This is a genomic window from Kribbella pittospori (assembly GCF_004331465.1).
GTDB lineage: Bacteria > Actinomycetota > Actinomycetes > Propionibacteriales > Kribbellaceae > Kribbella > Kribbella pittospori.
Genome location: NZ_SJKB01000009.1, coordinates 167,284 through 189,245 on the forward strand (window position 1 = coordinate 167,284; position 21,962 = coordinate 189,245).

Genomic DNA, 21,962 nt, shown 5'->3' on the forward strand with positions numbered 1-21,962 from the left:
GCGGACATGCACAGCTACCGACCCGCTCCGGTGCTGGAGGCGCTCGGTGTCTGCTCGGAGGACGAGCAGCTCTACCGGGCGCTTCTGGCCCGGCCGGATTGCACCACGATCGAGCTGTCCCATGACACTGGCTGGCCGGCTACCCGCGTCGGCCGGCATCTGCGGTCACTGCTGTCACTCGGCCTGGCCTCCCGCACGCCGGGGCGTCCTGCGCGCTACGTCCCGGCCGTGCCGGAGGCTGCGGTCGAGTTGCTGGCGCTGCGGAAGCAGGCCGCGATCGTCGAGGCCCGCGTGGGTGCCTCGGTACTGACTGCGGAGTTTCGGGCGCGGCAGGACGCGTTCACTGCGGTCCGCGGTGCGGAGGCGATCGCTCAGCGGTTCTACCAGGCGCAGCAGTGCGCGCAGGACGAAGTACTCGTGCTGGATCGGCCGCCGTACGCGGTGGTGCCGATCGAGCCGCGGTGGGCGCATGGTGTGTCGTACCGGACGATCTACGACATGGCGTCGCTGTCGGAGCCGACTGACCTGGTGGCTGCCCGGTCTGCGGGTTGCCGGATCCTGCGCGACGTACCGCTGAAGTTGGTCGTCGTGGATCGGCGTACTGGGCTGCTGCCGACGAGTCCGGATGTGGTGGTGGAGCTCGGGCCTTCGAGTCTGCTGGACGGACTGCTGCGGTTGTTCGAGCTGTTGTGGAAGCAGGCGAGTCCGTTGGCTCCGTCGGCTGCCGAGGGTCCGCTCAGCTTCGAGGATCAGCAGTTGTTGTCGCTGGCAGCGGCCGGGCTGACAGACCAGGCCATCGCCCGGCGGCTCGGTGTGGCACAGCGGACGGTGGAGCGTCGCATGCAACGCATCCTGAAGTCGCTGGATGCCACCACCCGCTTCCAGGCCGGCCTCCGCGCGGGCCAACGTGGGCTGCTGGTCTAGGTCGTGTCTGGTAATCCCCCGCCTACTGCGCGGCACTCGGCACGGCACTTCGCCGCACGTGAGCAAGGGCCACGATGCGCCGCATCGAGACCTTCGCTCCCGCGCACCGATGCACCGCACCGAGCACCTGCTCGCTACGGCGCGGGATTACCAGACACGACCTAGTCGGTCACATCGGCGACGGTGGCGTTGAGGACCTTGGCCAGGTCCTCGGCGTTCACCGTCATCCCCACGCCGTGGTCGCCGCCGCCGATCGAGATGGTGCCGGTGATCCGTTCGTCGGCGATGACCGGCCAGGCGTGGGTGCTGCCGAGCGGGGTGATGGCGCCGCGGACGTAGCCGGTCACGTCGAACGCGGTGTCCTTGTCCGGCATCGAGATGCGATTGACGCCGAGGAGCGACCGGAGCTTGGGCCAGGCGATCTCCCGGTCGCCGGGGACGAGCACGAACCGGTAGTCGTCGTCGGCCAGCCGCACCACGATCGTCTTGATCAGCCGGGCCGGCTCGATGCCGCGTGCGGCCGCGGCCTCCTCGAGCGAGTTGACTCGTCCGTGCCGGGTCACCTCGTAGCTGAGACCCAACTGGTCGGCTGCATCGGTCGCTTTGGTCACCCGGCTAGTTTGGCACCTTGCTCGGAACGCCCTTGAGGACGATCGACAGCACCAGCGCGACCAGGAACAGTGCACCGGCCTCCAATGCGACTCCACTCCAGCCCGCGCTGCTCCACGCCGTACCTGCCAGACCGCCGAAGACGGACGAGCCCAGGTAGAAGGAGAAGAGGTACAGGCTGGCTGCCTGTCCGGTGCCGCCGCCACCGGCGTGCGCCCGGACTGCGACCCATCCACCGGCGACACCGTGGACCGCGAAGAAGCCTGCGGTCATGACTGCGAGCCCCAGGATGATCAGCGGGAGCGGCGCGGCCAGCGTGATCGCGACTCCGGCCAGCGTGATGAGGCAGCCGACAGGTACGACGACGCGACGCCCGTACCGGTCTGCCAGTGACCCTGCCGTCGCCGACCCGACGGAGCCGAGCAGATAGACGCAAAAGACCAGCCCGGCCGCCCCGGAGCTCAGCAGGTACGGCGCTTCGGACAGCCGGAAGACAGCTCCGTTGTAGACGGCGACGAACGCGCCCACCGCGGTGGCCGCGATTCCGTAGAGGGCCAGCAGCGCGGGATCACGTAGTACTCGACCGGTCTGCTGGAGGAGCTGTCGCGGACTGGCTGGGCTTGGGTGGAAGTTCTGCGACGACGGGAGTAGAAGCCAGACCAGCGCAGCACACAGGACGCCGACCAGTGCGATGCCGGCGGTCGCGACGCGCCAGCCGCCGAGGTCGTCGAGTCCTCCCGCGATCAGACGACCCGTCATGCCGCCGACCGCCGTACCCGCGATGTAGAGGCCGCTGGCGCGGGCGTGACTGGACGAGTGCACCTCTTCTCTGAGGTAGGCCATCGCGACGGCGGGCAGTCCGGCCATGGCGACGCCCTGGAGACCGCGGAGGGCGAGCAGGGTGTGCCAGGTCGGCGCGACTGCGGTGAGTACGGCGAAGCCGGAGGTGGCTGCGACCGACCAGCGCATCAGAGTGGTCCGTCCGACCACCTCGGAGGCCGGGCCTGCGATCAGCAGAGCGATACCGAGTCCGAGAGTGGCGAGGGAGACGGTGAAGGCGCTCTGGCTGGGGGAGACGTGGAACGCGTCGACCAGTTCGGGCAGCAGCGGCTGGGTGCTGTAGAGCAGTGCGAACGTCGCCAGTCCGGCTGCGAAGAGTGCGATCGAGAGTTTGCGGTACTCGCGGTCTCCGGGGCGGTAGCCGGGCTCGGTCAGTTTCGGGGCGACGTGCATGTCTTCGACGGTCGCACAGCTTGTGCCATACGTAAAATGTCGATCTCAGCAGTTACCGATACGCTTTTGGTATGAACATCGAGGACCTGCGGTGGTTCGCCGTACTCGCAGAGACTGAGCATCTGACCGAGGCGGCCGCGGCGCTGGGCACCAGCCAGCCGAATCTGTCCCGGTCGCTGCGGCGGGTCGAGAGTGCGTTCGGGGTCCAGCTGTTCGAGCGCGAGCATCGCGGCGTACGGCTGAATCCCTACGGCCGGCTCGTCCTCGAGGCAGCCCAGGCCGGTACGGCGGCGGTCGACTCGGCCCGGCGGCGGATCGACGCACTGATCGATCCGGAATCGGGGATGGTCCGGCTCGGATTCCTGCACTCGGTCGCGACCAGCCTGGTGCCCGACCTGCTGAAGGCGTTCCGTGAGGTGGCGCCGAGCGTTCGGTTCGCACTGCGACAGGAGCCGTCCCACGACATCGTCCAGGACCTCGTCAGCGGTGAGGCCGAGATCGGCATCATTGCGCCACGGCCGGACCCGGAGGCGTTCGGCTGGCACCTGATGGAGCAGCAGCGGCTGTGCCTGCAGGTCCCACCCGGGCACCCGTTCGCGTCACGGCGCCGGGTGGAGCTCGCGGCGGCGGCTGACGAGCCGTTCATCGGGCTGCGACCGGGGTTCGGCTTCCGGCGGATCAGCGAGGAGCTGTGCCGGGCGGCCGGGTTCACGCCGCAGCTGGCCTTCGAGGCGACCGACCTGGCCACCATCGACGGCCTGGTGGGTGCGGGCCTCGGAGTGGCCGTTCTGCCGGCCGGTGCGGTCCGTGGCAGCGACAGCGGGGCCGTGTCGGTGCCACTCGCCGGTGTTCAGGCCCGACGGGAGGTCGGTATGGCGTGGCGGCTGCGGACACAGCTCACACCGGCCGCTGAGCGGTTCCGTACGTTCGTCCGGTCCCGGCCCGCGACGTCCACCTGACTTTCGTAGCGTCCGTCCCATTTCTGCGGTGTCGACTTGCAGAGAGAGGGCTTTCCCCCGCACAGTTTCTCCGTGAGGAAGCGTCTCAGTTCGTTCAGGCCGAGCCGGCGGCTGCTGTTCGCGGCGGGTACGGCGGCCGCGGCGTCGACTGTCGCGTCGGCCGCGACGGCCACTGCCACGAGCGTCGAGGCCAGCGTGGCCGGTGTCTACGGTTCGGGAGTGCTGGGCACCTGGGAGCGGCAGGCGTTCGCGATCTCCACCGCGGCGCAGATCCGCAAGGCCCAGGAGACCGACGGCGTCTTCATGTTCGGCGACAGCATCGCCCTCCAGGACGCCCGGTCACTGGCGAAACAGCTGACTCTGGTCGGCATCAACATCGCCGCCAACAACTGGGCCGGCCGGCCGTCCACGCCTGCCGTCGACGCTCTGAACACCTGGGCCCAGGACTACGGCCTGCCGCACCGCATCCTGATGTCGGTCGGCTCCAACGACATCTTCACGCCGCCCGCGGTGGCTGCGCAGATCGAGCGGACGATGCAGATCGTCGGCGAGGACCGGACGGTCTTCTGGGTGAACATCCAGGCCGCCCGCACGCTGTACGGTCCGGCTGTCCAGGTCGCCGACCAGCGCAACAGCGCCTGGATCAACCTGCAGCTGGCCGAGGCGCAGCGCCGGCACGACAACCTCCGCATCATCCAGTGGGCCGAGCACCTGGCCGCCAAGCCGGAGCGCCTGCAGCTGTACCTGCGCGACGGCCTGCATCCCTCGATCCCGCGTGGCCAGAACGCCCGCAACGCCCTCATCGTCAAGGCGCTCAAGTCCGGCTGAGCGGCGTACGGGGTGATTGCCCCGCACGCCGCCGTACCGGTCAGAAGCCCGCTGTGATCCGGGTGAACTCCCAGTCGGGCTGTGCGATGCCGCTGCAGTTCGAGACCACGCCGCCACCGGCGCAGCCGCGGTCACGGTTCACCGACCAGAACGCCAGCCGGCCGAGCCCGTTACTCTTGGCCCAGTTGGTGATGTTCTGCCAGGTCGCCGTGGTGGTCATCTCCTGCTGGTCGGACAGACCGTTCATGCCGGAGATGCCCTGGTGGGCGTAGGCGTCCGCAGTACTCCAGCCGAAGGTCGCCTTCAGCTTGTTGTTCAGGCCCTGGGACGCGGCCACCGTGTCGTTGTAGATGTTGGCGCTGCCGAAGTCGAACGGCATCAGCGTGAAGATGTCGATGTTCGCGCCGAGCGCCGCGGACCGCTCGATCAGCCGGTTGCCGTAGTAGTTCGGGCCGGTGGTCGAGGTACCGAAGGTCAGGATCGTCTGGATCCCGGGGTTGTTCTGCTTGACGATCTTCAGCGCGGTCAGGATCCGGTCCTGGACGGCCTCGTTCTCGAACTCGTCGGAGTTCTCGATGTCGATGTCGATCGCCTTCAGGTTGTAGGCGCTGATCACCTGCTGGTACGCGCCGGCCAGTGCCTCCGGGGTGCTGCAGTTCGGGCCGAGCTTGTTGCCGCTCCAGCCGCCGATCGACGGCACGATGTCGCCACCGGCTGCCCGGATCTGGGCGATCGCGTTGGCGTCGGCGCCGCCCTGCAGCGGCCGGTTGCCGTCCCAGGCCGGGTTGCAGCCGCCGGACGAGAGGATGAAGGCCATCGTGAACCACTTGATGCCGGTCGCGTTCATCACGGTCGCCGGGTTGGGCGGGTCACCCCAGCCCATGTAGAGGTACGGCGCGGCCCGGCGGGTGCCGGTGTTGCCGCCACCGGTGGAGGTCTTCACGGAGATCGTCGTACTCTTCGGGCCTTCACCTGCACTGTTGGAAGCGCTGACCTGATAGCTGTACGTCGTGTTGGCCGCCAGACCGGAGTCCGTGTACGACGTACCGGTCGGGCTGCCGACCTTCGCGCCGTTGCGGTAGACGCTGTAGCTCGTTGCACCGCTGGGTGCTGACCAGGTCAGGCTGACGGACGAGGCGGACGCCGTACCGGAGAGGCCGGTTGGTGCACCGGGGGCGGTGCCGCCACCGCCTCCAGTGCAGGAGCCACCGTTCAGCCGGCAGGCCGCCAGACCGGGGAAGTTGCCCGGGCTGCCGTTGAAGCCGAACGTGACTGTTGCTCCGGGGGCGAGCGGTCCGGCCCAGCTGGGAGGGGTGAAGGTATGCGTCTGGCCGCTGCTGCTCCTGGTCGCGTCCCACGAGCTCGAGATCGTGTAGCCGGACGGGAAGTCGAGTGCGACCGACCAGGTGCTCAGTGAACTGGTGGTGCCGTTGGTGACAGTCACCTTGCCTTCGAACCCGCTGCCCCAGTCGGACACCTTGGTGAAGGCTGCAGTGACTCCTGCGGCGTTCGCCGCCTGTGCTGTCAGCAGTGCGATGACCACTGCGGTGATGGCTGCTATCGCCAGAGTGATGCGTTTCATGATGCTCCGATCAGTGGGCGGTACGTGATCAGACCCGGCCCCAGAGTGCGGGGACGTTCGGCGGCTCCCAGCCGGTCAGGGAGGTGTGGCCCTGGATGCACTTGTAGGTGACGCCGTTGTAGGACACCAGTGCACCGGTCGCGTACGTCGTGTTCGGCGCCCACGGGGTGGCCGTGGGAGGCGTCGTCGGCGGTGTGGTGGGAGGCGTGGTCGGTGGGGTCGTGGGAGGTGTCGTCGGGGGCGTGATGGGCGGTGTCGTGGGCGGTGTCGTGGGCGGGCCGCTGCAGCTGGGGGTGTCGGCGTTGACCGCGTTGACCACGTTGTTGAAGAGGGTGACGTTCGGGTCCAGGGCCTCGAGGGAATACATCATTGCGCCGGCCAGACCGTTGCAGTGCTGGTAGTCCGCCTTGGCCTTGATCGACTGGGCGTTGTCGCCGGTCCAGAACGTGCCGTTGCGGTAGAACCACGACGACTTGGTTGCGTCGTCGAAGTACGTGGCCGAGGAGTCGTCGACGAAGCCGGTGAGCTCCTTGTAGAACGAGACGCCCGGCACGTTGCCGCTCAGCGCGTGTCCGTCGGCCGGTGCGGTCGCGGTCTGGTACTTGCCGTTGGCTGTGCTCGGTACACCCTTCCATCCCCTGTAGTAGAAGGGGTATCCGATCGTCAGCTTGTTCGCAGGGAACCCGCCGGGGATGCCGTACGCCGGATCGCCGGTGGTCCACGCCTTGACGGCTCCGTCCACGGAGTATTTGCTCGAGCCCGGCGGGATCGGGTTGCTCGGGTCGTCCGGCGCCTGGTAGAGCGGGTCCTGGAAGTTCGTCGGCCCGGTGGCCTCCCAGCCGCCGTGCATGTCGTACGACATCACGTTGTTGTAGTCGAGGTACTGCCCGATCTTGTTCGTCTCGATCGTGGCGATCTTGTCCTGCCCGGCCGGGGTGGCCGCGGTCAGGTAATAGCGCTTGCCGGTCTGGTTGCCGTAGGCATCGAGCTGGGCGCGCAGCTCGGCCAGCAGCAGGGTGAAGTTCTGCTTGTCCGCGGCGCTGAAGTGGTTGCCGACGTGGCCGTTCGGCGAGCCCGGGTACTCCCAGTCGATGTCGATGCCGTCGAAGATCCCGGCCGCCGTACCGGGACCGCCGAAGCCGTCGATCATGGGGAGGTCGCCCTTGAGGAACATGTTCACACAAGAGCTCACGAACGCCTTGCGCTTGGCGTCGGTGGAGGCCGCGTCGGAGAAGTACTTCGAGTACGTCCAGCCGCCGATGGAGATCAGGATCTTGAGGTTGGGGAACTGCGTCTTGAGCTTCTTCAACTGGTTGAAGTTGCCCTGGATCGGCTGATTCCAGACATCGCCGACACCGTCGACGCTGATGTCCGCGCCGTACGACTTGCCGTAGTCGGCGAACGCGTCCCCGGCGCCGTCACCGGCGTTCGGGTTGTTCTCGTCCTGCGAGGCGGCCTTGTTGGCCATGAAGCAGGTGTGGTCGGTCGGGTGGACGTTCGCGAACGCGTAGTTCAGGAAGTCCAGCTTGCCGGCCACGCCGGTGGTGATGAGGTTCTTCGGGTAGAACGCGTTGGCGTAGATACCCCACTGGGTGAAGTACGCCGTCTTCACGCCGCCGCTGGTGGCGGCGGGGGCGAGCGGCGCGGCGTGGGGCGTTTCGGCGCTCGCCAGAGAGACGCCGGCGGCGGCGATCAGGGCGGTGGCGGCGACAGTGGCCGTGGCGGCGAGCAAGCGTAGTCGACTCATGGGCGGGTCCTCCGGAGCTGGGACGGAAGCGGTCCGGTGAAATTTAGTTAAAGACGCTTCGAAAGGAACGGTAACCGGTCGCGACGCGTTGGTCGCCGCCTCGTCGTGGCGGATTCCCGCTGCTGGCGGGAAGCCGACAAGCCTTTGTCCACAGGGATCCGGTTGGTTGTCCGGAGCGGGCCCGGGAACGGCATGTTCTAGGCATGGACACAACTTCGGTTCCCGCATCGGTGCTCATGGCAACTACCAACGAGGTGCTCCTCGACGACCTGCTCCGGCTGGCGGCGGCCGCGTCGATCACGCCGCTGGTCGAGCACGACCTGCACGGGCTGCGCCGCAGCTGGCAGTCCTGCCCACTGGTCGTCGTCGGCCGGGACCTGGCCGAGTTGCTGGCTCACAAGCAGGCGGATCATCGACCAGGTGTAGTTGTCGTGGGTTCGGCGCTCGACGGCGACGAGCTGTATCGATGCGCCTTTGAGATCGGTGCGGATGCCGTGTTTCGCCTGCCGGCCGAGGAGCCCGGTTTGGCCGGCAAGCTTGCCGACACCTTGGACGGTGGCGTGCGGACGGCTCTCACGCTCGCGTTCGTCGGTGGGTGTGGTGGGGCTGGGGCGACGACGCTCGCGTCGGCGGTCGCGGTGTTCGGGAATCGGCGTGGGTTCCGCACGATGTTGATCGACGGCGATCCGCTCGGTGGTGGGATCGAGTTGGCCCTCGGTATCGAGCGTGACGACGGAGATCGTTGGCCGAAGTTGCTCAATGCGTCGGGCCGGATTAGTGCGGCCGCTCTGCGTTCTGCCCTGCCGACGGTCGACGGGCTGGCAGTGCTGTCCTGGGATCAGTCTGATGTGGCGGTGCTGTCGCCGGAAACGATGAGTTCGGTGCTGGGTGCTGCCCAACGTAGTAGTGATCTGGTGGTTGTCGATCTGCCGCGACGTGCGGATCCGGCGGTTGAGGAGGGCTTCATCCGTGCCGCTGCCACGTTGCTGGTCGTGCCCCGCGACGTCCGGTCGGTGGCTGCGGCCAAGCGCCTGGTGGGTCCGCTGCGCGCTGTCGCCGGCGATCTTCGCGTCGTCACCCGCGAATCACGTGTGAGCGGCCTCGCCGCCACTGACGTCGCCTCGCACTTGTCTTTGCCGTTAGCAACAAATGTCGGGTGGGAGCGCGACCTCCCGGATGCCATGGACCAGGGCCGCTTCGAACCTCGGCCCCGAGGTCCACTGGCCCGCGCGGCCAGCACGCTCCTCGACGTGTTCGGACTCCTCGAAGCGGTCGCGGCATGAACGTGTCCCGAGAGGTTCTCGACCGGGTCCGCGGCAGCCTGGCGATCACCGGTGCCGAGCCGACTCCGTCCCAGGTGGCGGCTGCGCTCCGCGCGGACGGCCGGGTCTGTGGCGATTCCATGGTCCTTGCGGTCGTCGAGGCACTCCGCCGCGACGCGTTGGGAGCCGGTCCACTCGACACTCTGCTGTCCGAGCCAGGCATCACCGACATCCTCGTGAACGGCCCCGACGAGGTCTACATCGATCGCGGCTCCGGCCTCGAGCGCATCCTGATGCGGACCGGGGACGAGCCCGCTGTCCGCCGCCTCGCCACCCGCCTGGCGGCTGCCGCAGGACGCCGGCTCGACGACGCCACGCCGTACGTCGATGTGCGCCTCGCCGACGGCACCCGCTTCCACGCTGTGCTGTCCCCGGTTGCAGCTCCAGGCACGTGTCTGTCCCTCCGCGTCCCAGCCCGCAACGTCTTCACCCTCGACGACCTGGTCACCGCGGGCGCTCTACCTCCCGCCGGTATGGCGATCCTGCGCGATCTGCTCAAAGCGCGGGTGGCGTTCCTGATCAGCGGCGGCACCGGGACGGGGAAGACGACGCTGCTCAATTCGCTGTTGTCCTTGGTGAATCCATCCGAACGATTGGTGCTGGTCGAGGACGCGAGCGAACTGCGACCGGATCATCCACACGTCGTGCGGTTGGAGGCCCGCCCGCCGAACGTCGAGGGGTCGGGCGAGATCTCGCTGCGTGACCTGGTGCGGCAGGCCCTGCGGATGCGGCCCGATCGCTTGGTCGTCGGTGAAGTCCGAGGCTCCGAGGTCGTGGACCTGCTGACTGCCTTGAACACTGGCCACGAAGGTGGATGCGGCACGATCCACGCCAACTCGGCGTCCGACGTCCCGGCTCGTCTCGAGGCGCTCGGTGCGCTGGCCGGCCTGACCCGGGACGCCGTACACAGCCAGGTCGCCTCGGCCCTGCACGCCGTCATCCACCTGACCCGAGCAACCGACGGGGTACGCCGCATCGCCGAGATCCGAACCTTCGACCGCCTCCCCAACGGCCACGTAGTCACCCGCCCAGCCGTCGAATTCCACCCCACCGGCACCATCAACGTCCTCCCACCCGCCCACCACTTCACCAACCTCCTCGCCGGTGCAGCATGAACCCGGCTTTCGTCGCAGGCCTCCTGGCGTTCTCGGCAGTTGTGCTCGCCTTACCTATCCGAGGCCGCGGCCTGCATCGCCTGACCGCACGAATCCCCAGCCGTTCCGGTCCCCTCACCCGCCGCTGGCTGGCTGTTCCCATCGCCGTCACCATCGCGCTCGTCTTCGGAGCACAGATCTTCGTATCGGTCATCGCCATCGGCACAGTCGCCGCACTGATCGTCGTACAACGCGCACAACACCAACGCCGCCTCGCGACCGCCGCCCGACGTGCTCAGATCATCGAGGCACTCGACGTACTAGCCGCCGAACTGACAGCAGGCCGCCCTCCCATCGACGCACTCGAGGGCGCCACAACCATCAGCCCCGACTTCCACATCGCCCACGCCGCAGCCCGACTTGGCGGCGATGTTCCGGGCGCACTCGAGCTAGCCGCCGAAGCCCCAGGCGCCGGCGGCCTCCGCGCCCTAGCCGCAGCCTGGCGTGTGGCGGAGGAGTCCGGCGCCGCCTTCGCCTCACTCACCGAGCGATTGTCCGACTCCCTACGCGCCGACGAGACCATCCACCGGCAAACAGCAGCCAGCCTCGCAGGCGCCCACTCAACCGCCCGCATCCTCGCCGCACTCCCCGTGTTCGGCATCGCCTTGGCCTACTCACTGGGCGCGAGACCCCTGACCTTCCTCACCGCCACCCCCGCCGGCTGGGTCTGCCTAGCCGGAGGCCTAGCCCTCACCACTCTCGGCCTCAACTGGACCACCCACCTAGCAAAGGTCCCAACATGACCCCCGCCCTGTCTGCATTTGCTAGCGCCTTCGCGGCCTACCTCCTCATCCCACCCCGATCGAATCTCCGCCGCCTGACCCCACGCTCCCGACGTACCCGCGCCCCAACCCCACGCACCCACCGACTAGCTGCCATCGTCGCTGCGATCGGAGCCATCGTCCTGATCGGCTTGCCTTGGGGCGTGCTACTTGCAGCCCTCGCGTACTACGGCATCCCTCGGGCACTATGCCGCCTCGAACCAGCCGAATCGAAACAACGAACAGCCCAGATCACCCGCGACCTACCACTAGCCGTCGACCTCCTAGCCGCCTGCCTCCGGGCCGGCCGCCCACCTCAACAGGCGCTCGGTGTCGTCGCCACCGCCGTCCGCGGCCCTCTCGCCGAGCTCCTCACCAACGTGGCACACCACCTAGCGCTAGGAGCCGACCCAGCCGACGCCTGGGCACACCTACGCACCGAACCAGCCTGTGCCCCCGTCGCCCGAGCCATCGACCGCTCCATCCGCTCCGGCGCACCTCTCTCGAAGACACTCGAGCATCTAGCCGACGACGCCCGTCAGTCCCATCAGCACGCCGCCGACCAACGAGCCCGTGCCGCCGAGTCACGCTCCGCTCTGCCGCTCGGACTCTGTTTCCTACCGGCCTTCATCCTGTTGTCGATCGTCCCCACAATCGCCGACGCCCTGATCCCATATCTGCTCCAGCCCTGACCGTCATCCACAGCCTGAAACTCCTGTGAAAAAAGGGCATTCGACGACTGCATGTTGTCAGTGAGCGATCCGGACGAGCCGAATCGCAGACCTGGGAGGTATCACATGTCCAAGGCACTGGTGGCCGTTCGCCACCGTCTCCGCACCCGCTCCGAACGCGGCGCCGCAACCGCGGAGTACGCGGTCAGTGTCGTCGCGGCCTGCGGGTTCGGCGGCATCCTCGTCGCGCTGCTGAAGTCCGACGTGATGATGAACGCCCTCAAGGCCCTCATCAACTACGCACTCAAGCTCGCCGGCGTCGAGGGCGTCCAGCTCTGACCTGAAGGACCCACCATCCGGCGGCCGGTCGCGGTCACCCCCTTCACCGCGACCGGCCACCGCCACCCACGGACCGGCCACCGCCACCCACGGAATGGGCACCGCCACCCACGAAACCGGCCACCGCCACCCATCGAAGGAGCCCTGGATGCCATCTCGCAGAACCCAACGCGGCGCGATCACCGCCGAACTGGCCATCGCCCTCCCGGTCCTCCTCACCCTGCTCCTGCTCGGCATCTGGGCCATCGGCCTCGTCATCCTCAACATCCAATGCATCGACGCCGCCCGAGACGCAGCCCGCTCCGCCGCCCGAGGCGACCCCTTCGACCAGGCCCAAGCGATCGGCCGCCGCACCGCCCCCGGCGCCACCATCACCATCACCCGCACCGGCAAAGACATCCACGTAAAAGTCACCGCCACCCCCAGCCACAAACCCCCACTCCTAACCCACCTACTCCCCACCGCCCTAACAGCCGAAGCCACCCTCCAATCCGAACCAACCACCCCATGACGAACCCGGTCCGCCGTCATCCCATGAGCCGCGCCTGCCCTCACCCCAGGACGACCCGCACCGGCCGCCACCCGAGGACCAGCCAGCCAAGCCGTCACCCCACGACGAACCAGCCAGGCCGTCAGCCCACGACCAAGCAGCCGGGTCGTCACCTCATGTCGCCCAACGAGCGAGGCTCTGCCACAGTCCTGTCCCTCCTGGCCGCCCTGCTCCTCCTCACAGCCCTGACCGTCGCCACCCTCTGGTCGTCAATCTCCACAGCCCGCCACAAACTCTCAGCCGCAGCCGACCTAACAGCCCTAAGCGCCGCCCAAGCCCTAGCTGCCACCACCCAATCCGCGCCCACCCCGCCGACCGCCGACACCGACACACCCCCGCATCCAGCCAGCGCCACCCCATGCGAGATCGCCGCCCGAATAGCAACCCTCCACAAAGTCCACCTCGAGTCCTGCCACCCCACCCCCACCACGGTCACCATCACCGTCACCCTCCAACTCCACCTCGCACCCTTCGCCCACCCCACCCTCACCACCACCTCCCGAGCGGGCCCCCTGTGATCCCGGACGCCCCAGCCCCCAGCGCGCCGACAGTTCCGGCAACGCCACGCAACACACCATCACCTACGACGGCGGGCTCTGGACCTGGCGAGGAGGAGAGACCACAGTTGCACCGCAACCTTCACCGATCGCACTCAGTCCGCCACCCAACGAACGCACCGACGACGGCATCTCCTGGACCCCGTCCATGCAAGTAACTCTCACCCGAGTCGACTGACCCAGCAGCCTTCACGACGTAGCGCGCGTGCGGGGTTCTGAAGCGGTCGCGATCTGGTCGCAATCTGGTAGAGATGCCGCGTTGATGTGGACGAGGCGTGGGAGCGGACTCCATGATCTGGACCGAAGACCTGCCCATCCTCCCGGACGCACTTCCCCGGCGCCCGGACGGTTACCCCGGAGGCCCGTTTGCCCGACCGCATCCGGCTGTTGCTGGTCGACGACCAGATCCTCAGCCGAGGCGTCCTCAGAAACGGTCTGGAGCGCGAGCGCGATCTTGAGATCGTTGCCGAGCTCAACAGATCGGACGACGTCGTGGGCGCCGCGAAACGTCACCGCGCGAACGTCGCTCTGCTCGACGCCGCCGGCCCGGGCCACGACAGCATCACCGTCACCACCAGACTGCGTACGTCGATCCCGGAGTGCCGTGTCGTGATGCTCACGACGTACGGCCGGCCGATCCACCTCCGGCGTGGTCTCGACGCGGGAGCCAAGGGGTTCGCTCTGAAAGGAAGCCCGGCGCCGCAGTTGGCCGACGCAGTACGACGTGTGCATCTGGGCCTCCGCGTGGTCGACGCCAACCTGGCGGCCGAAACACTCATGTACTCCGAGACCCCACTGAACGACGACGAGACCGACACCTTGCGGGCTGCCCGCGACGGCGGCTCGATCGCACTGATGGCACGCAAGCTCGAGGTCTCGGAACGAGTCGTCCGTACCCGCCTCTGGTCCGCGATCGGCAAGACCGGCGCCCGCACCCGCTCCGACGCCATCCACATAGCCGACCGCAACGGCTGGCTCCTCGACTAACCCTCGCCCGGTATCGGGCGACCCGCGCGCGAGCGCGGCGAGGCCAGAAGCGTGGTCCGCGCTGCGCCAGCCGAGAGTACGTCGACGCGCGGCCCGGAGCTGGTAGTGCGAACCGGAGTTAGGAGGTGCGGACCGGGGTCGGGTCGTGTGGACCGAAGTCGGATGGCGCGGGCCGGCGTCAGGTGGTGCGGACCGGAGTCGGGTCGTGCGGGCCGAAGCCGGGTGGTGCGGGCCGGAGTCGGGTGGTGCGGGCCGGAGTCGGGTGGTGCGGGCCGGAGTCGGGTGGTGCGGGCCGGAGTCGGGTGGTGCGGGCCGGAGTCGGGTGGTGCGGGTCGGGCGCAGTTGTTCCCGGCGGTCGACGGGTTAGAGGCAGAACGGGTGGGCTACCCGGGGCGACGTACACGTACTGGGCTGGGCGCAGTTGTTCCCGCCGGTTGGCTGATCAGAGGCGGAGCGGGTGGGCTGCCGAGTCGGCGTACGGGCAATGGGCGGACGAGGTTGTTCGCGCGGGCCGGCGGGTTAGAGGCAGAAGGGGTGGGCTGCCGGGTCGGCGTACACGTGGTGGTGTGGGCCGGGTCTGAGTTCGATGGCGCCGAGGCCGTTGGCGAGGGAGCGGGCGGCGGGCAGGCTGGGCTCGTCGGCGGCCGGGACGCGGAGGTCCAGGTGGACCTGCTGCGGGTACGCCGGGTCGGGCCAGCGGGGTGCGGGGAACTGCGCGTGCTGGAACGCGAGAGCTGGTAGGCGTCGGTCGGTTCGCGTGATGACAACTCGTTCGGGGGTGTCCAGCTCGCGGTTCGGCATGTCGAGGAGGTCGGCGTAGAAGTCGGCAAGCGCCCGCGGACTGAAGCAGTCGATAACCACGCGCGCGATCTGAGCGCTGGGGTTGGTTGGTGTTTCGGTGTTGGGGTAGAGGCAGAACGGGTGGCTGGCGGGGTCGGCGTACGTGCGGAAATCTTCTGTGTGCTGGAGTTTGGAGGCACCGAGTTGTAGTACGCGTTGCTCGGCGGCGTCAAGGTTGTTGACGGTGATGTCGAGGTGCATTTGTTGGGGGTAGGCCGGGTCGGGCCAGCGGGGTGGCTGGTAGTCGATCGGGCTGTCGCCGAATCCGAGGTGGAGACCGTCAGGGTCGTCCTCGTCGGCGATCAGGAACCAGTCCTCGCGGATGATCCGCATGCCGAGGAGGTTCGCGTAGAACTCTGCCAGTGGGCGAGCGCCGCGTTCGTAGGACTCTTCGGTGTTGCCGGGACAGGCGAAGACGACGTTCTGGAGCTCGATGGTCACGGGGTTCGTCATGGGCGATCCCTCCCCGGGGAGCGGTAGGTCAGAGCTGATCGAGTTGGTCCAGGAGCCAGCGGGGGCCGGTGGTGGTGGCGCCGGTGGGTTCGAGGCGGTCGCGGAGGCCGCGGTCGGCGGTGACCACGGTGACGTGGGCGTTGGTGATCGCGGCGGTGGTGGTGACGATGGTGTCGTCGCCGGAGCCGGGAGCGAGGACCACGCGGAGGTCCGCGGTGTCGGGGGCGTCGGGACCGGAGGTGGCGGCGCGTGCGGCGCCTTCGAGGATGACGACGATCTCGGTGTCTTCGAGTCGTTCCTGAAGGGCGGTGAGTTGACGCAGCAGACGTCGCGCGGCACCCGGCCGATCGCGCCACCACCCGTCAGGACGCGAGCCCACCACATTCGCCGCATCCACCACGATCACCTGATGCACACCAGTCACCACCTCAGTCTGCTCCGCCCGCAGTCCACGCACCGGTCGACAAGCCGAATCCAGCCGCCGTCGGATCAGATTGCGCAGGTCGGTCGGAGGCACGAGCCGCCCGGTCGGTGCAGGCGACGCCGCAGCCTGCGCGGGGTGGGAGTGTTTGCCAGACCTGCCGGGCGGGTCAGGTGCAGGTGGAGAGGAGTCGGCCGGGGTGAGTCGGGTGCAGGTGGGTGGCCAGTGCTGGCGAGGCCTGTGCCCGTGCGGGCGGAGGTGTCGCCGGAGGTGGCCGGGGTGGGTCGGGTGCAGGTGGTGGGGAGCTGGCCGGTGCCTGCGTGGGGTGGAGGCTGCGCCGGAGGTGGCTGGGGTGGGTTAGGTGCAGGTGGAGAGGAATTGGCCGGTGTGGGTTATGACGGTGTGGGGGCCGGGGGTGGCGGGGAGGCGGTGGTGGGGGGAGGGGATGGGGTGGCGGGTGCCGTCGGGGGTTATTACGAGGGTGTTGGGGGCGTTCAGGGCGATTAGCTCGTCGTCGGCTCGGACCAGGATGGGGGCTGTGTAGGAGGTGGAGATGGCGGTGCGGCCGGCGGAGAGGGCTTCTAGGGTGGCGGCGCGGAGTTCGGCGGGGGTTTCGGCGGAGGCGTCTACGGCTAGCCAGGTGGTGGGGGTGCCGGGAGGGGTGAGGGACGTCGGGTTGTGCCAGTCGCTGCCGCCGATGGGGATGGTGTCGAGGCCCCACGCCTGCCACCACGCGATCGGTCCGCCCCAGTGGTGGTCGAGCCAGGAGGAGTGCCAGACCTCGGCGAGCCGTGGGTGCTCCGGGAGCGGGTGACGCCACGAGCAGTCGCCGCCGAGCGGGTGATTGATCGACAGCAACCCACCGCGCCGGGCGACCTCGGTCACCCACGTCGCGGCCGCTTGGCGGAAGTCGATCGCCCCGATCTCACCGAAGGCGTTGGCATGACCGGTGTCGGTCGTCACCTCCTGCCCAGGGATCAGCCCGATGCCGAACCGATCACTCAGCCCAGGCAGCTCGAGATGATGAGCCACAGTGTTGTGATCGGTCACCGCCAACACATCCAGCCCGGCCGCGACACCCAGTGCAGCGAGGTTCGCGATCGGAGTGGACCCGTCCGAGTGCAGCGAATGCGCATGGAAGTCCCCAGCGATCCACTTCAACCCAGCAGACGCGGGCAACGTCCGGCGCGGCGGTCGAGCCGGTACGGCGATAGCGGCCGTCGCGTCGGCGTACTCCGTCAGACCAGGCACCGACGACACCGGACCAGTCACGGCTTCGACAACAAGCTCGACACCCTCGACCGGTACGCGATGCAAACCAAGAACAACCCACCACGTCCCCGGCTCGAGCTCACCGGCAACGTACCCAGGCGTCGCCGCGTCCGGCGTGATCGCAAAGGTATGACGCGCACCGCCGGACCACCCGCGCCATCCGCCGGCACCCTCGCACCCGATGTCGATGACCGCGCCATCGACCGGCGGGATCGTGAGCGTGACCAGCAGCCCAGGACAGTCCGCCGGGATGTCGACCGGCAGCGAATGCCAGACCGACTCCGCCCGATCATCGAGAGTCCAGGTACGGCGGTACGTCGTGACCGCCATCAGGCAACCGTGGCCGGTTGACGGGCGAGCAGGTCACCGGACTCCCGGTCGTACAGCAGGACCCGCGACGCCGGTGCCGTGAGGACGACCGTCGTACCGGGCTCCGGCTCGTTCTCCTCCGGCACAGTGACACCGATCAGGGTGCCGTCGCAGTCGACGCTGACCAGCGACTGAGTGCCGAGGTTCTCCGCCACCACGACCTGGCCGCGCAACGCCGGCCCGGTGACGTCGCCGCTGGCGAGTGTCAGGTACTCCGGCCGTACGCCGACTGTCACCTCGGCGCCGGCGGGAGCCGAAAAAGTGGCCGCAGACAACGATCCACCGGCCACCGACACCACGCCGACCTCATCGACATAGGTCTCCGACCCTGAGGTCGACGAGACCGTGCCGGGCAGGAGGTTCATCGGCGTCGAGCCGATGAAGTTCGCCACGAACGTGTTCGCCGGCCGCGCGAAGACCTCCCGCGGGCTGCCCAGCTGACGGAGCTTGCCGGCCTCCATCACGGCGATCCGATCAGCCAACGCCAAAGCTTCGGCCTGGTCGTGAGTGACGAAGACCGTGGTGATGCCAAGGTCGCGCTGCAGCTTCTTCAGGAACGTCCGAGCCTCCAGCCGCAGCCGAGCGTCCAGGTTGGACAACGGCTCGTCCAGCAGCAGGACCTTGCCCCGGGACGCGATCGCGCGCGCCAGAGCGACGCGCTGTTGCTGTCCACCCGACAGCTGCGCCGGCTTGCGTTCCAGCAGTCCGTCCAACGAGAGCTCGCCCGCAGTCCGCTCTGCCGTCTCCGCGCGAGTCGCAGCCGAGACCCGTCGTACCTTCAGCGGATAGGTGATGTTCTCCGACACACTCATGTGCGGGAACAGGGCGTAGTCCTGGAACACCATCGCGACGCCGCGCTTGCCGGGTTCGGTCCGGGTCACGTCCACCGCGTCGATCCGGACCTTGCCCTCGGTCGCGGACTCCAGACCGGCGATCGTGCGCAGCAGCGTGGTCTTGCCGCACCCGGACGGACCCAGCAGGGCGAAGAACTCGCCGTCGGCCACGTGCAGGTCCAGCCCGTCGACGGCGCGTACGCCGTTGGGGTAGACGGTTGCGAGGCCTTCGATGTCGATGCCCGCCATCAGCTCTTGATCCCTCCGTGGAAGCGGAACCCGTACCGCGAGTTCACCAGCAGGTACAACACGACGACCGGGATCGAGAACAGCAGCGAGAAGACCGGCAGCACCTGCAGGTTCACGCTGCCGCCTTCGTCGGTGAGGGTCTGCATCAGCACCGCACCAGGCTGCTTCTCGATCGACCGGATGAGCAGGAAGGGCACCAGGAAGTTGCCCCAGGAGTTCACGAATGCCCAGACCATGATGGTGGCCAGACCGGGCCGCGCCACCGGGAGTACGACGTCACGCAGGATCTGGCCGGTGGACGCGCCGAAGACCCGGGCCGACTCCTCGTACGACTTCGGCACCGCGTCGACGAAGTCCTTCAGGATGAAAATTGCCGCCGGCAACAGACCGCCGGTCATCACCAGCGCGACCCCGAACCGCGAGTCGATCAGCCCGAGCTGGAACATCATCACGAAGATCGGCACCATCGCGGCCGTCCCGGTGACCACCGACGACAGCAGCAACAACCCGTAAAGCAAGGCGTCCCGGCCGGGGATACGGACGCGTGACAGGGCGTACGACGCCAGTGCGGCGAACGCGGTCACGGCGACCGCGGTGGTCACGCAGATCAGCAGCGAGTTGACCATGGAGTGCATCGCGTACGGGTGCTCGAGCGTCTTGCGGACGTTCTCCAGCGTCCAGTCCGGCCAGTGCACGCCGAGGCCGGGGTTCTTGTCGAACGGCGCCGACGCGATCCACAGCATCGGTACGGCGAAGAACAGTGTGATCGCGCAGATGAGGACGTAGAACCCGATCCGGCGTACCACAAAACCCGCAGTCACGAGCGCCTCCGAAGCAGCCGCAGGTAGATGAGCGACACCAGCAGGTTCGCGATCAGCAGCAGGAACGAGATGGCCGAGGAGTACCCGAGCTCACCGCCCTGTAGCGCGACGTTGTAGATGTACACCGGCACCGTCTCGGACTCGTGGTTCGGGCCGCCCTTGGTGAGCAGGAACGGCGAGAAGTCGTTCGCCGTCCAGAGCGAGATCAGCAGCGTGTTCGTCAGCACGTGCCCGCGGATGTGTGGGAACACCACGTCCCGCAGCGTCTGCCAGCCCGACGCGCCGACCATCCGGGCCGACTCCAGTTGCGACGGCGGCACGGCCTGTAGTGCGGAGGAGTAGAGCATCATCGAGAACGCCGTACCGCGCCAGGTGTTGAAGAACACCAGGCAGGCCATCGGGTAGTCGATCAGCCACGCGGTCCCCGGCGTACCGAGGATGTTGTTGAGCGTGCCGCCGTCGCGGTCGAAGAACGCGACCCACAGGTACGCGACCACTGTCGACGGCAGGATCCAGGCCAGCAGCACGAACGCCTCGACGGTACGACGGACCGCCGGACGGGTCCGCCGCATCACCCAGGCGAGGGTGAAGCCGAGGATGTTCTGGCCGATGATCGCGGAGCCGAGGACGAAGAGCAGCGTCAGCCACAATGCGTTGTGGAAGAGGGCGTCGTTGAGCGCCTTGGTGTAGTTGGACAGCCCGACCATCGACGGCGAGACCGCCTCGATACCGGTCAGCCGGTAGTTGGTCAGGCCGATGTAGATGGTCCAGATCGCCGGGAAGACCAGGAACGCGCCGATCAGCAGCATGGCCGGCGAGACGAAGCCGAACGCCCGCCCGATGCCGAGCCCGGCGACGTCCTGCGCCGGCCCACGAGCCGGCCGCGCCGGCCCACCGGCCTGCCGCGCCGGCTCAGGTGCCTGAGCCGGCGCGGGTGCGGGAGCAGAGGTCATCAGTTGCCGGCGACCTTGTCCTTGCCGCCGGCCGCAGCCTCGACGGCCTTCTGGTAGGCCTGCGCCGCGGCATCGGTGCTCTTGCCGCCGACAACGTCCGCGGTCGCCTGCTGCAGTGCGGCCGAGATCTTCGGGTACTCCGCCAGACCCGGGCGGAACTGCGTGATCGGCAGCACCTTGGTGGCGACGAAGTTCAGCATCGGGTCGCCCGCCAGCACCTCGGCGTTGACGTCGCTGCGCTGGGTGATCTTGGCGGCGCCGTCCAGCGATGCCTTCACCATCTCGGCGGAGTTCCAGAACTGCATGAGCTCCCAGGCCTGCTGCGGGAACTTGGTGTTCGGGTTGATCACGGTCGCGCCGCCGCCCGACATCGAGACGAAGTCCTGGCCCTTCACGCCCGCGCCCGGCAGGGCGGCCGGGATCAGCGCGTAGCCGACGGCGGAGTCGCGGTCGGCCATCTTGGCCACGCCCTCCTTGGGCTCCACCACGCTGCGCCAGAAGTAGTCGCTCTCCAGCAGGATGCCGACCTTGTTCGCGGCGAACTCGGCGAACGACTTGTCCCGGCCCTTGGCCTCGCGCTGCAGTACCGGGTCACCGAGACCCGTGCTGTAGATCTGGTGATAGAAGTCCAGCACCTGACGCAGCTTCGGGGTGTCGCCCAGCCACTTGCCGTCGGTGTTGACGGTGGTGCCGGTGCCGACCAGCAGCGGCAGTACGCCCTGCATGGTGGTCGCCTCGCCCATCGCCGTACCGCCGTTGATCTGGATCGGCGTGACGCCGGACAGCTTCTTCAGCGCCTGGCCGGCGGAGATGACGTCGTCCCACGACTTCGGCTGCCAGTCGGCCGGCAGCCCGGCCTGCTCGAACAGCTTCTTGTTGAAGAACAGCACCCGGCCGTCGGTCCCGCCGGGGACGCCGTACCGCTTGCCGTTGTAGCTGCCGAGCTGCTGCACGGTCTCGGGGATCTGCTTCCAGCCGTCCCAGTCGTCCACCTTGCTCGCCTCGCCGACGGTGTCGGTCAGCGGCTTGATGTAGCCGGCCTGGGCGAACTCGCCGACCCAGATGCCGTCGATCTGGAACAGGTCCGGACCGGACTTGTTCGACAGGTCGAGCGACAGCTTCTGCTTGTAGACCTCGTCGTCGGAGCCGTCACCCTGGAACTTGACGGTGACGTCGACGCCCTTGCCCTTCTGGTCGGCGACGAACTTCGGGATCAGCACGTCCTGGATGAACGTTGCCCCGGCGCTGCTCTTGCCGCCCTTGATCGAGTTCGACCCGATGGTGAGCTCGACCTTCTTGGCATCGGCGTTGCGGTTCGTGTCCTGGTCACCGCTGTCGGATGCGGACGAGCCGAGGCAGCCGGTCAGCAGCAGGGTTGCGGCGACGCCGAGGAGGGCAGGGGCGGAGAACCGCGGGAGAGATCGCATCAAAGCTCCTAGCGAGATCGGTACTGCGGAGTGCCGGTCAAACATTGGCACTCGTCGGCGACTTTGTGAAGACTTTTTCCCAACCCTGAGGAGAACGTTGA

Annotated in this window: 22 protein-coding genes; 11 read left to right on the forward strand and 11 right to left on the reverse strand. The window is 68.1% G+C overall.

All coding sequences use genetic code 11. From position 1 onward, the window contains the following. Nucleotides 1–6: 6 nt before the first annotated feature. Nucleotides 7–924, forward strand: coding sequence for a helix-turn-helix transcriptional regulator (locus E0H73_RS27575; protein ID WP_131361490.1), 918 nt, complete (start codon nucleotides 7–9; stop codon nucleotides 922–924). Between the two features lie 161 nt (nucleotides 925–1,085). On the opposite strand, the gene E0H73_RS27580 is transcribed toward E0H73_RS27575, so the two are convergent. Continuing rightward, entirely contained in the window at nucleotides 1,086–1,535 is a 450-nt protein-coding gene (locus E0H73_RS27580) for an aminoacyl-tRNA deacylase (protein ID WP_131361491.1), read from the reverse strand. A gap of 4 nt (nucleotides 1,536–1,539) precedes the next feature. Continuing rightward, nucleotides 1,540–2,766 carry an MFS transporter gene (locus tag E0H73_RS27585; protein WP_165555837.1) on the reverse strand — a complete coding sequence of 409 codons (1,227 nt, stop codon included), beginning with the start codon at nucleotides 2,764–2,766 and terminating at the stop codon, nucleotides 1,540–1,542. A 71-nt stretch (nucleotides 2,767–2,837) separates the two neighbouring features. On the opposite strand from E0H73_RS27585, the gene E0H73_RS27590 reads away from it, so the two are divergent. Both E0H73_RS27590 and E0H73_RS27595 read left to right on the forward strand, forming a co-directional pair. Then, nucleotides 2,838–3,725, forward strand: a complete 888-nt coding sequence (locus E0H73_RS27590; RefSeq protein ID WP_131361492.1) for a LysR family transcriptional regulator — start codon at nucleotides 2,838–2,840, stop codon at nucleotides 3,723–3,725. Nucleotides 3,726–3,797: 72 nt separating this feature from the next. Beyond that, on the forward strand, nucleotides 3,798–4,553 hold the full coding sequence (locus E0H73_RS27595; protein ID WP_238164301.1) for an SGNH/GDSL hydrolase family protein: 756 nt from the start codon (nucleotides 3,798–3,800) through the stop codon (nucleotides 4,551–4,553). A gap of 40 nt (nucleotides 4,554–4,593) precedes the next feature. On the opposite strand, the gene E0H73_RS48040 is transcribed toward E0H73_RS27595, so the two are convergent. Together E0H73_RS48040 and E0H73_RS27605 are read right to left on the reverse strand one after the other, a co-directional pair. Beyond that, nucleotides 4,594–6,135, reverse strand: a complete 1,542-nt coding sequence (locus E0H73_RS48040; RefSeq protein WP_131361493.1) for a cellulose binding domain-containing protein — start codon at nucleotides 6,133–6,135, stop codon at nucleotides 4,594–4,596. A gap of 28 nt (nucleotides 6,136–6,163) precedes the next feature. After that, nucleotides 6,164–7,882: a glycosyl hydrolase family 18 protein gene (locus E0H73_RS27605; protein WP_131361494.1), complete on the reverse strand. Its 1,719-nt coding sequence runs from the start codon at nucleotides 7,880–7,882 to the stop codon at nucleotides 6,164–6,166. A 203-nt stretch (nucleotides 7,883–8,085) separates the two neighbouring features. Between E0H73_RS27605 and ssd the strand changes: the two genes are divergently transcribed. The 8 genes from ssd to E0H73_RS27645 all read left to right on the forward strand — a co-directional run bounded on the left by ssd (nucleotide 8,086) and on the right by E0H73_RS27645 (nucleotide 14,223). Then, complete coding sequence (gene ssd, locus E0H73_RS27610) at nucleotides 8,086–9,165, forward strand: septum site-determining protein Ssd (RefSeq protein WP_131361495.1); 1,080 nt, start codon at nucleotides 8,086–8,088, stop codon at nucleotides 9,163–9,165. After that, complete coding sequence (locus E0H73_RS27615) at nucleotides 9,162–10,319, forward strand: TadA family conjugal transfer-associated ATPase (RefSeq protein WP_131361496.1); 1,158 nt, start codon at nucleotides 9,162–9,164, stop codon at nucleotides 10,317–10,319. Before ssd ends, E0H73_RS27615 begins: the two co-directional genes overlap by 4 nt. Then, nucleotides 10,316–11,101 carry a type II secretion system F family protein gene (locus E0H73_RS27620; RefSeq protein ID WP_131361497.1) on the forward strand — a complete coding sequence of 262 codons (786 nt, stop codon included), beginning with the start codon at nucleotides 10,316–10,318 and terminating at the stop codon, nucleotides 11,099–11,101. The genes E0H73_RS27615 and E0H73_RS27620 overlap by 4 nt, the downstream gene beginning before the upstream one ends. 182 nt (nucleotides 11,102–11,283) lie before the next feature. Beyond that, nucleotides 11,284–11,811 (forward strand): type II secretion system F family protein, encoded by a 528-nt coding sequence (locus E0H73_RS27625; RefSeq protein ID WP_238164302.1) that lies wholly within the window; start codon nucleotides 11,284–11,286, stop codon nucleotides 11,809–11,811. A 105-nt stretch (nucleotides 11,812–11,916) separates the two neighbouring features. Continuing rightward, nucleotides 11,917–12,129 (forward strand): DUF4244 domain-containing protein, encoded by a 213-nt coding sequence (locus tag E0H73_RS27630; RefSeq protein WP_131361499.1) that lies wholly within the window; start codon nucleotides 11,917–11,919, stop codon nucleotides 12,127–12,129. Nucleotides 12,130–12,277: 148 nt separating this feature from the next. Further along, the gene (locus E0H73_RS27635) at nucleotides 12,278–12,640 is read left to right on the forward strand and encodes a TadE family type IV pilus minor pilin (protein ID WP_165555838.1); all 363 of its coding nucleotides are present in this window, start codon (nucleotides 12,278–12,280) and stop codon (nucleotides 12,638–12,640) included. 155 nt (nucleotides 12,641–12,795) lie between these two features. Then, nucleotides 12,796–13,197, forward strand: a complete 402-nt coding sequence (locus tag E0H73_RS48440; protein ID WP_165555839.1) for a pilus assembly protein TadG-related protein — start codon at nucleotides 12,796–12,798, stop codon at nucleotides 13,195–13,197. 405 nt (nucleotides 13,198–13,602) lie between these two features. Next, nucleotides 13,603–14,223, forward strand: a complete 621-nt coding sequence (locus E0H73_RS27645; RefSeq protein ID WP_131361501.1) for a response regulator transcription factor — start codon at nucleotides 13,603–13,605, stop codon at nucleotides 14,221–14,223. A 519-nt stretch (nucleotides 14,224–14,742) separates the two neighbouring features. Here E0H73_RS27645 and E0H73_RS46035 read toward each other — a convergent pair. From E0H73_RS46035 to E0H73_RS27680, 7 genes are all read right to left on the reverse strand, one after another. Further along, nucleotides 14,743–15,516, reverse strand: a complete 774-nt coding sequence (locus E0H73_RS46035) for a VOC family protein (RefSeq protein WP_165555840.1) — start codon at nucleotides 15,514–15,516, stop codon at nucleotides 14,743–14,745. A 28-nt stretch (nucleotides 15,517–15,544) separates the two neighbouring features. Next, nucleotides 15,545–15,940, reverse strand: a complete 396-nt coding sequence (locus E0H73_RS27655; protein ID WP_131361502.1) for a hypothetical protein — start codon at nucleotides 15,938–15,940, stop codon at nucleotides 15,545–15,547. A gap of 354 nt (nucleotides 15,941–16,294) precedes the next feature. Then, nucleotides 16,295–17,539, reverse strand: coding sequence for a CehA/McbA family metallohydrolase (locus tag E0H73_RS46040; protein ID WP_165555841.1), 1,245 nt, complete (start codon nucleotides 17,537–17,539; stop codon nucleotides 16,295–16,297). Continuing rightward, nucleotides 17,539–18,660: an ABC transporter ATP-binding protein gene (locus tag E0H73_RS27665; RefSeq protein WP_131361503.1), complete on the reverse strand. Its 1,122-nt coding sequence runs from the start codon at nucleotides 18,658–18,660 to the stop codon at nucleotides 17,539–17,541. The genes E0H73_RS46040 and E0H73_RS27665 overlap by 1 nt, the downstream gene beginning before the upstream one ends. Further along, on the reverse strand, nucleotides 18,660–19,481 hold the full coding sequence (locus tag E0H73_RS27670) for a carbohydrate ABC transporter permease (RefSeq protein ID WP_131361504.1): 822 nt from the start codon (nucleotides 19,479–19,481) through the stop codon (nucleotides 18,660–18,662). The genes E0H73_RS27665 and E0H73_RS27670 overlap by 1 nt, the downstream gene beginning before the upstream one ends. After that, a complete protein-coding gene (locus tag E0H73_RS27675; protein ID WP_238164305.1) occupies nucleotides 19,478–20,434 on the reverse strand; it encodes a carbohydrate ABC transporter permease in 957 nt (318 codons plus the stop codon). Before E0H73_RS27675 ends, E0H73_RS27670 begins: the two co-directional genes overlap by 4 nt. Continuing rightward, nucleotides 20,434–21,861: an extracellular solute-binding protein gene (locus E0H73_RS27680; protein WP_131361505.1), complete on the reverse strand. Its 1,428-nt coding sequence runs from the start codon at nucleotides 21,859–21,861 to the stop codon at nucleotides 20,434–20,436. Before E0H73_RS27680 ends, E0H73_RS27675 begins: the two co-directional genes overlap by 1 nt. Nucleotides 21,862–21,962: the final 101 nt, after the last annotated feature.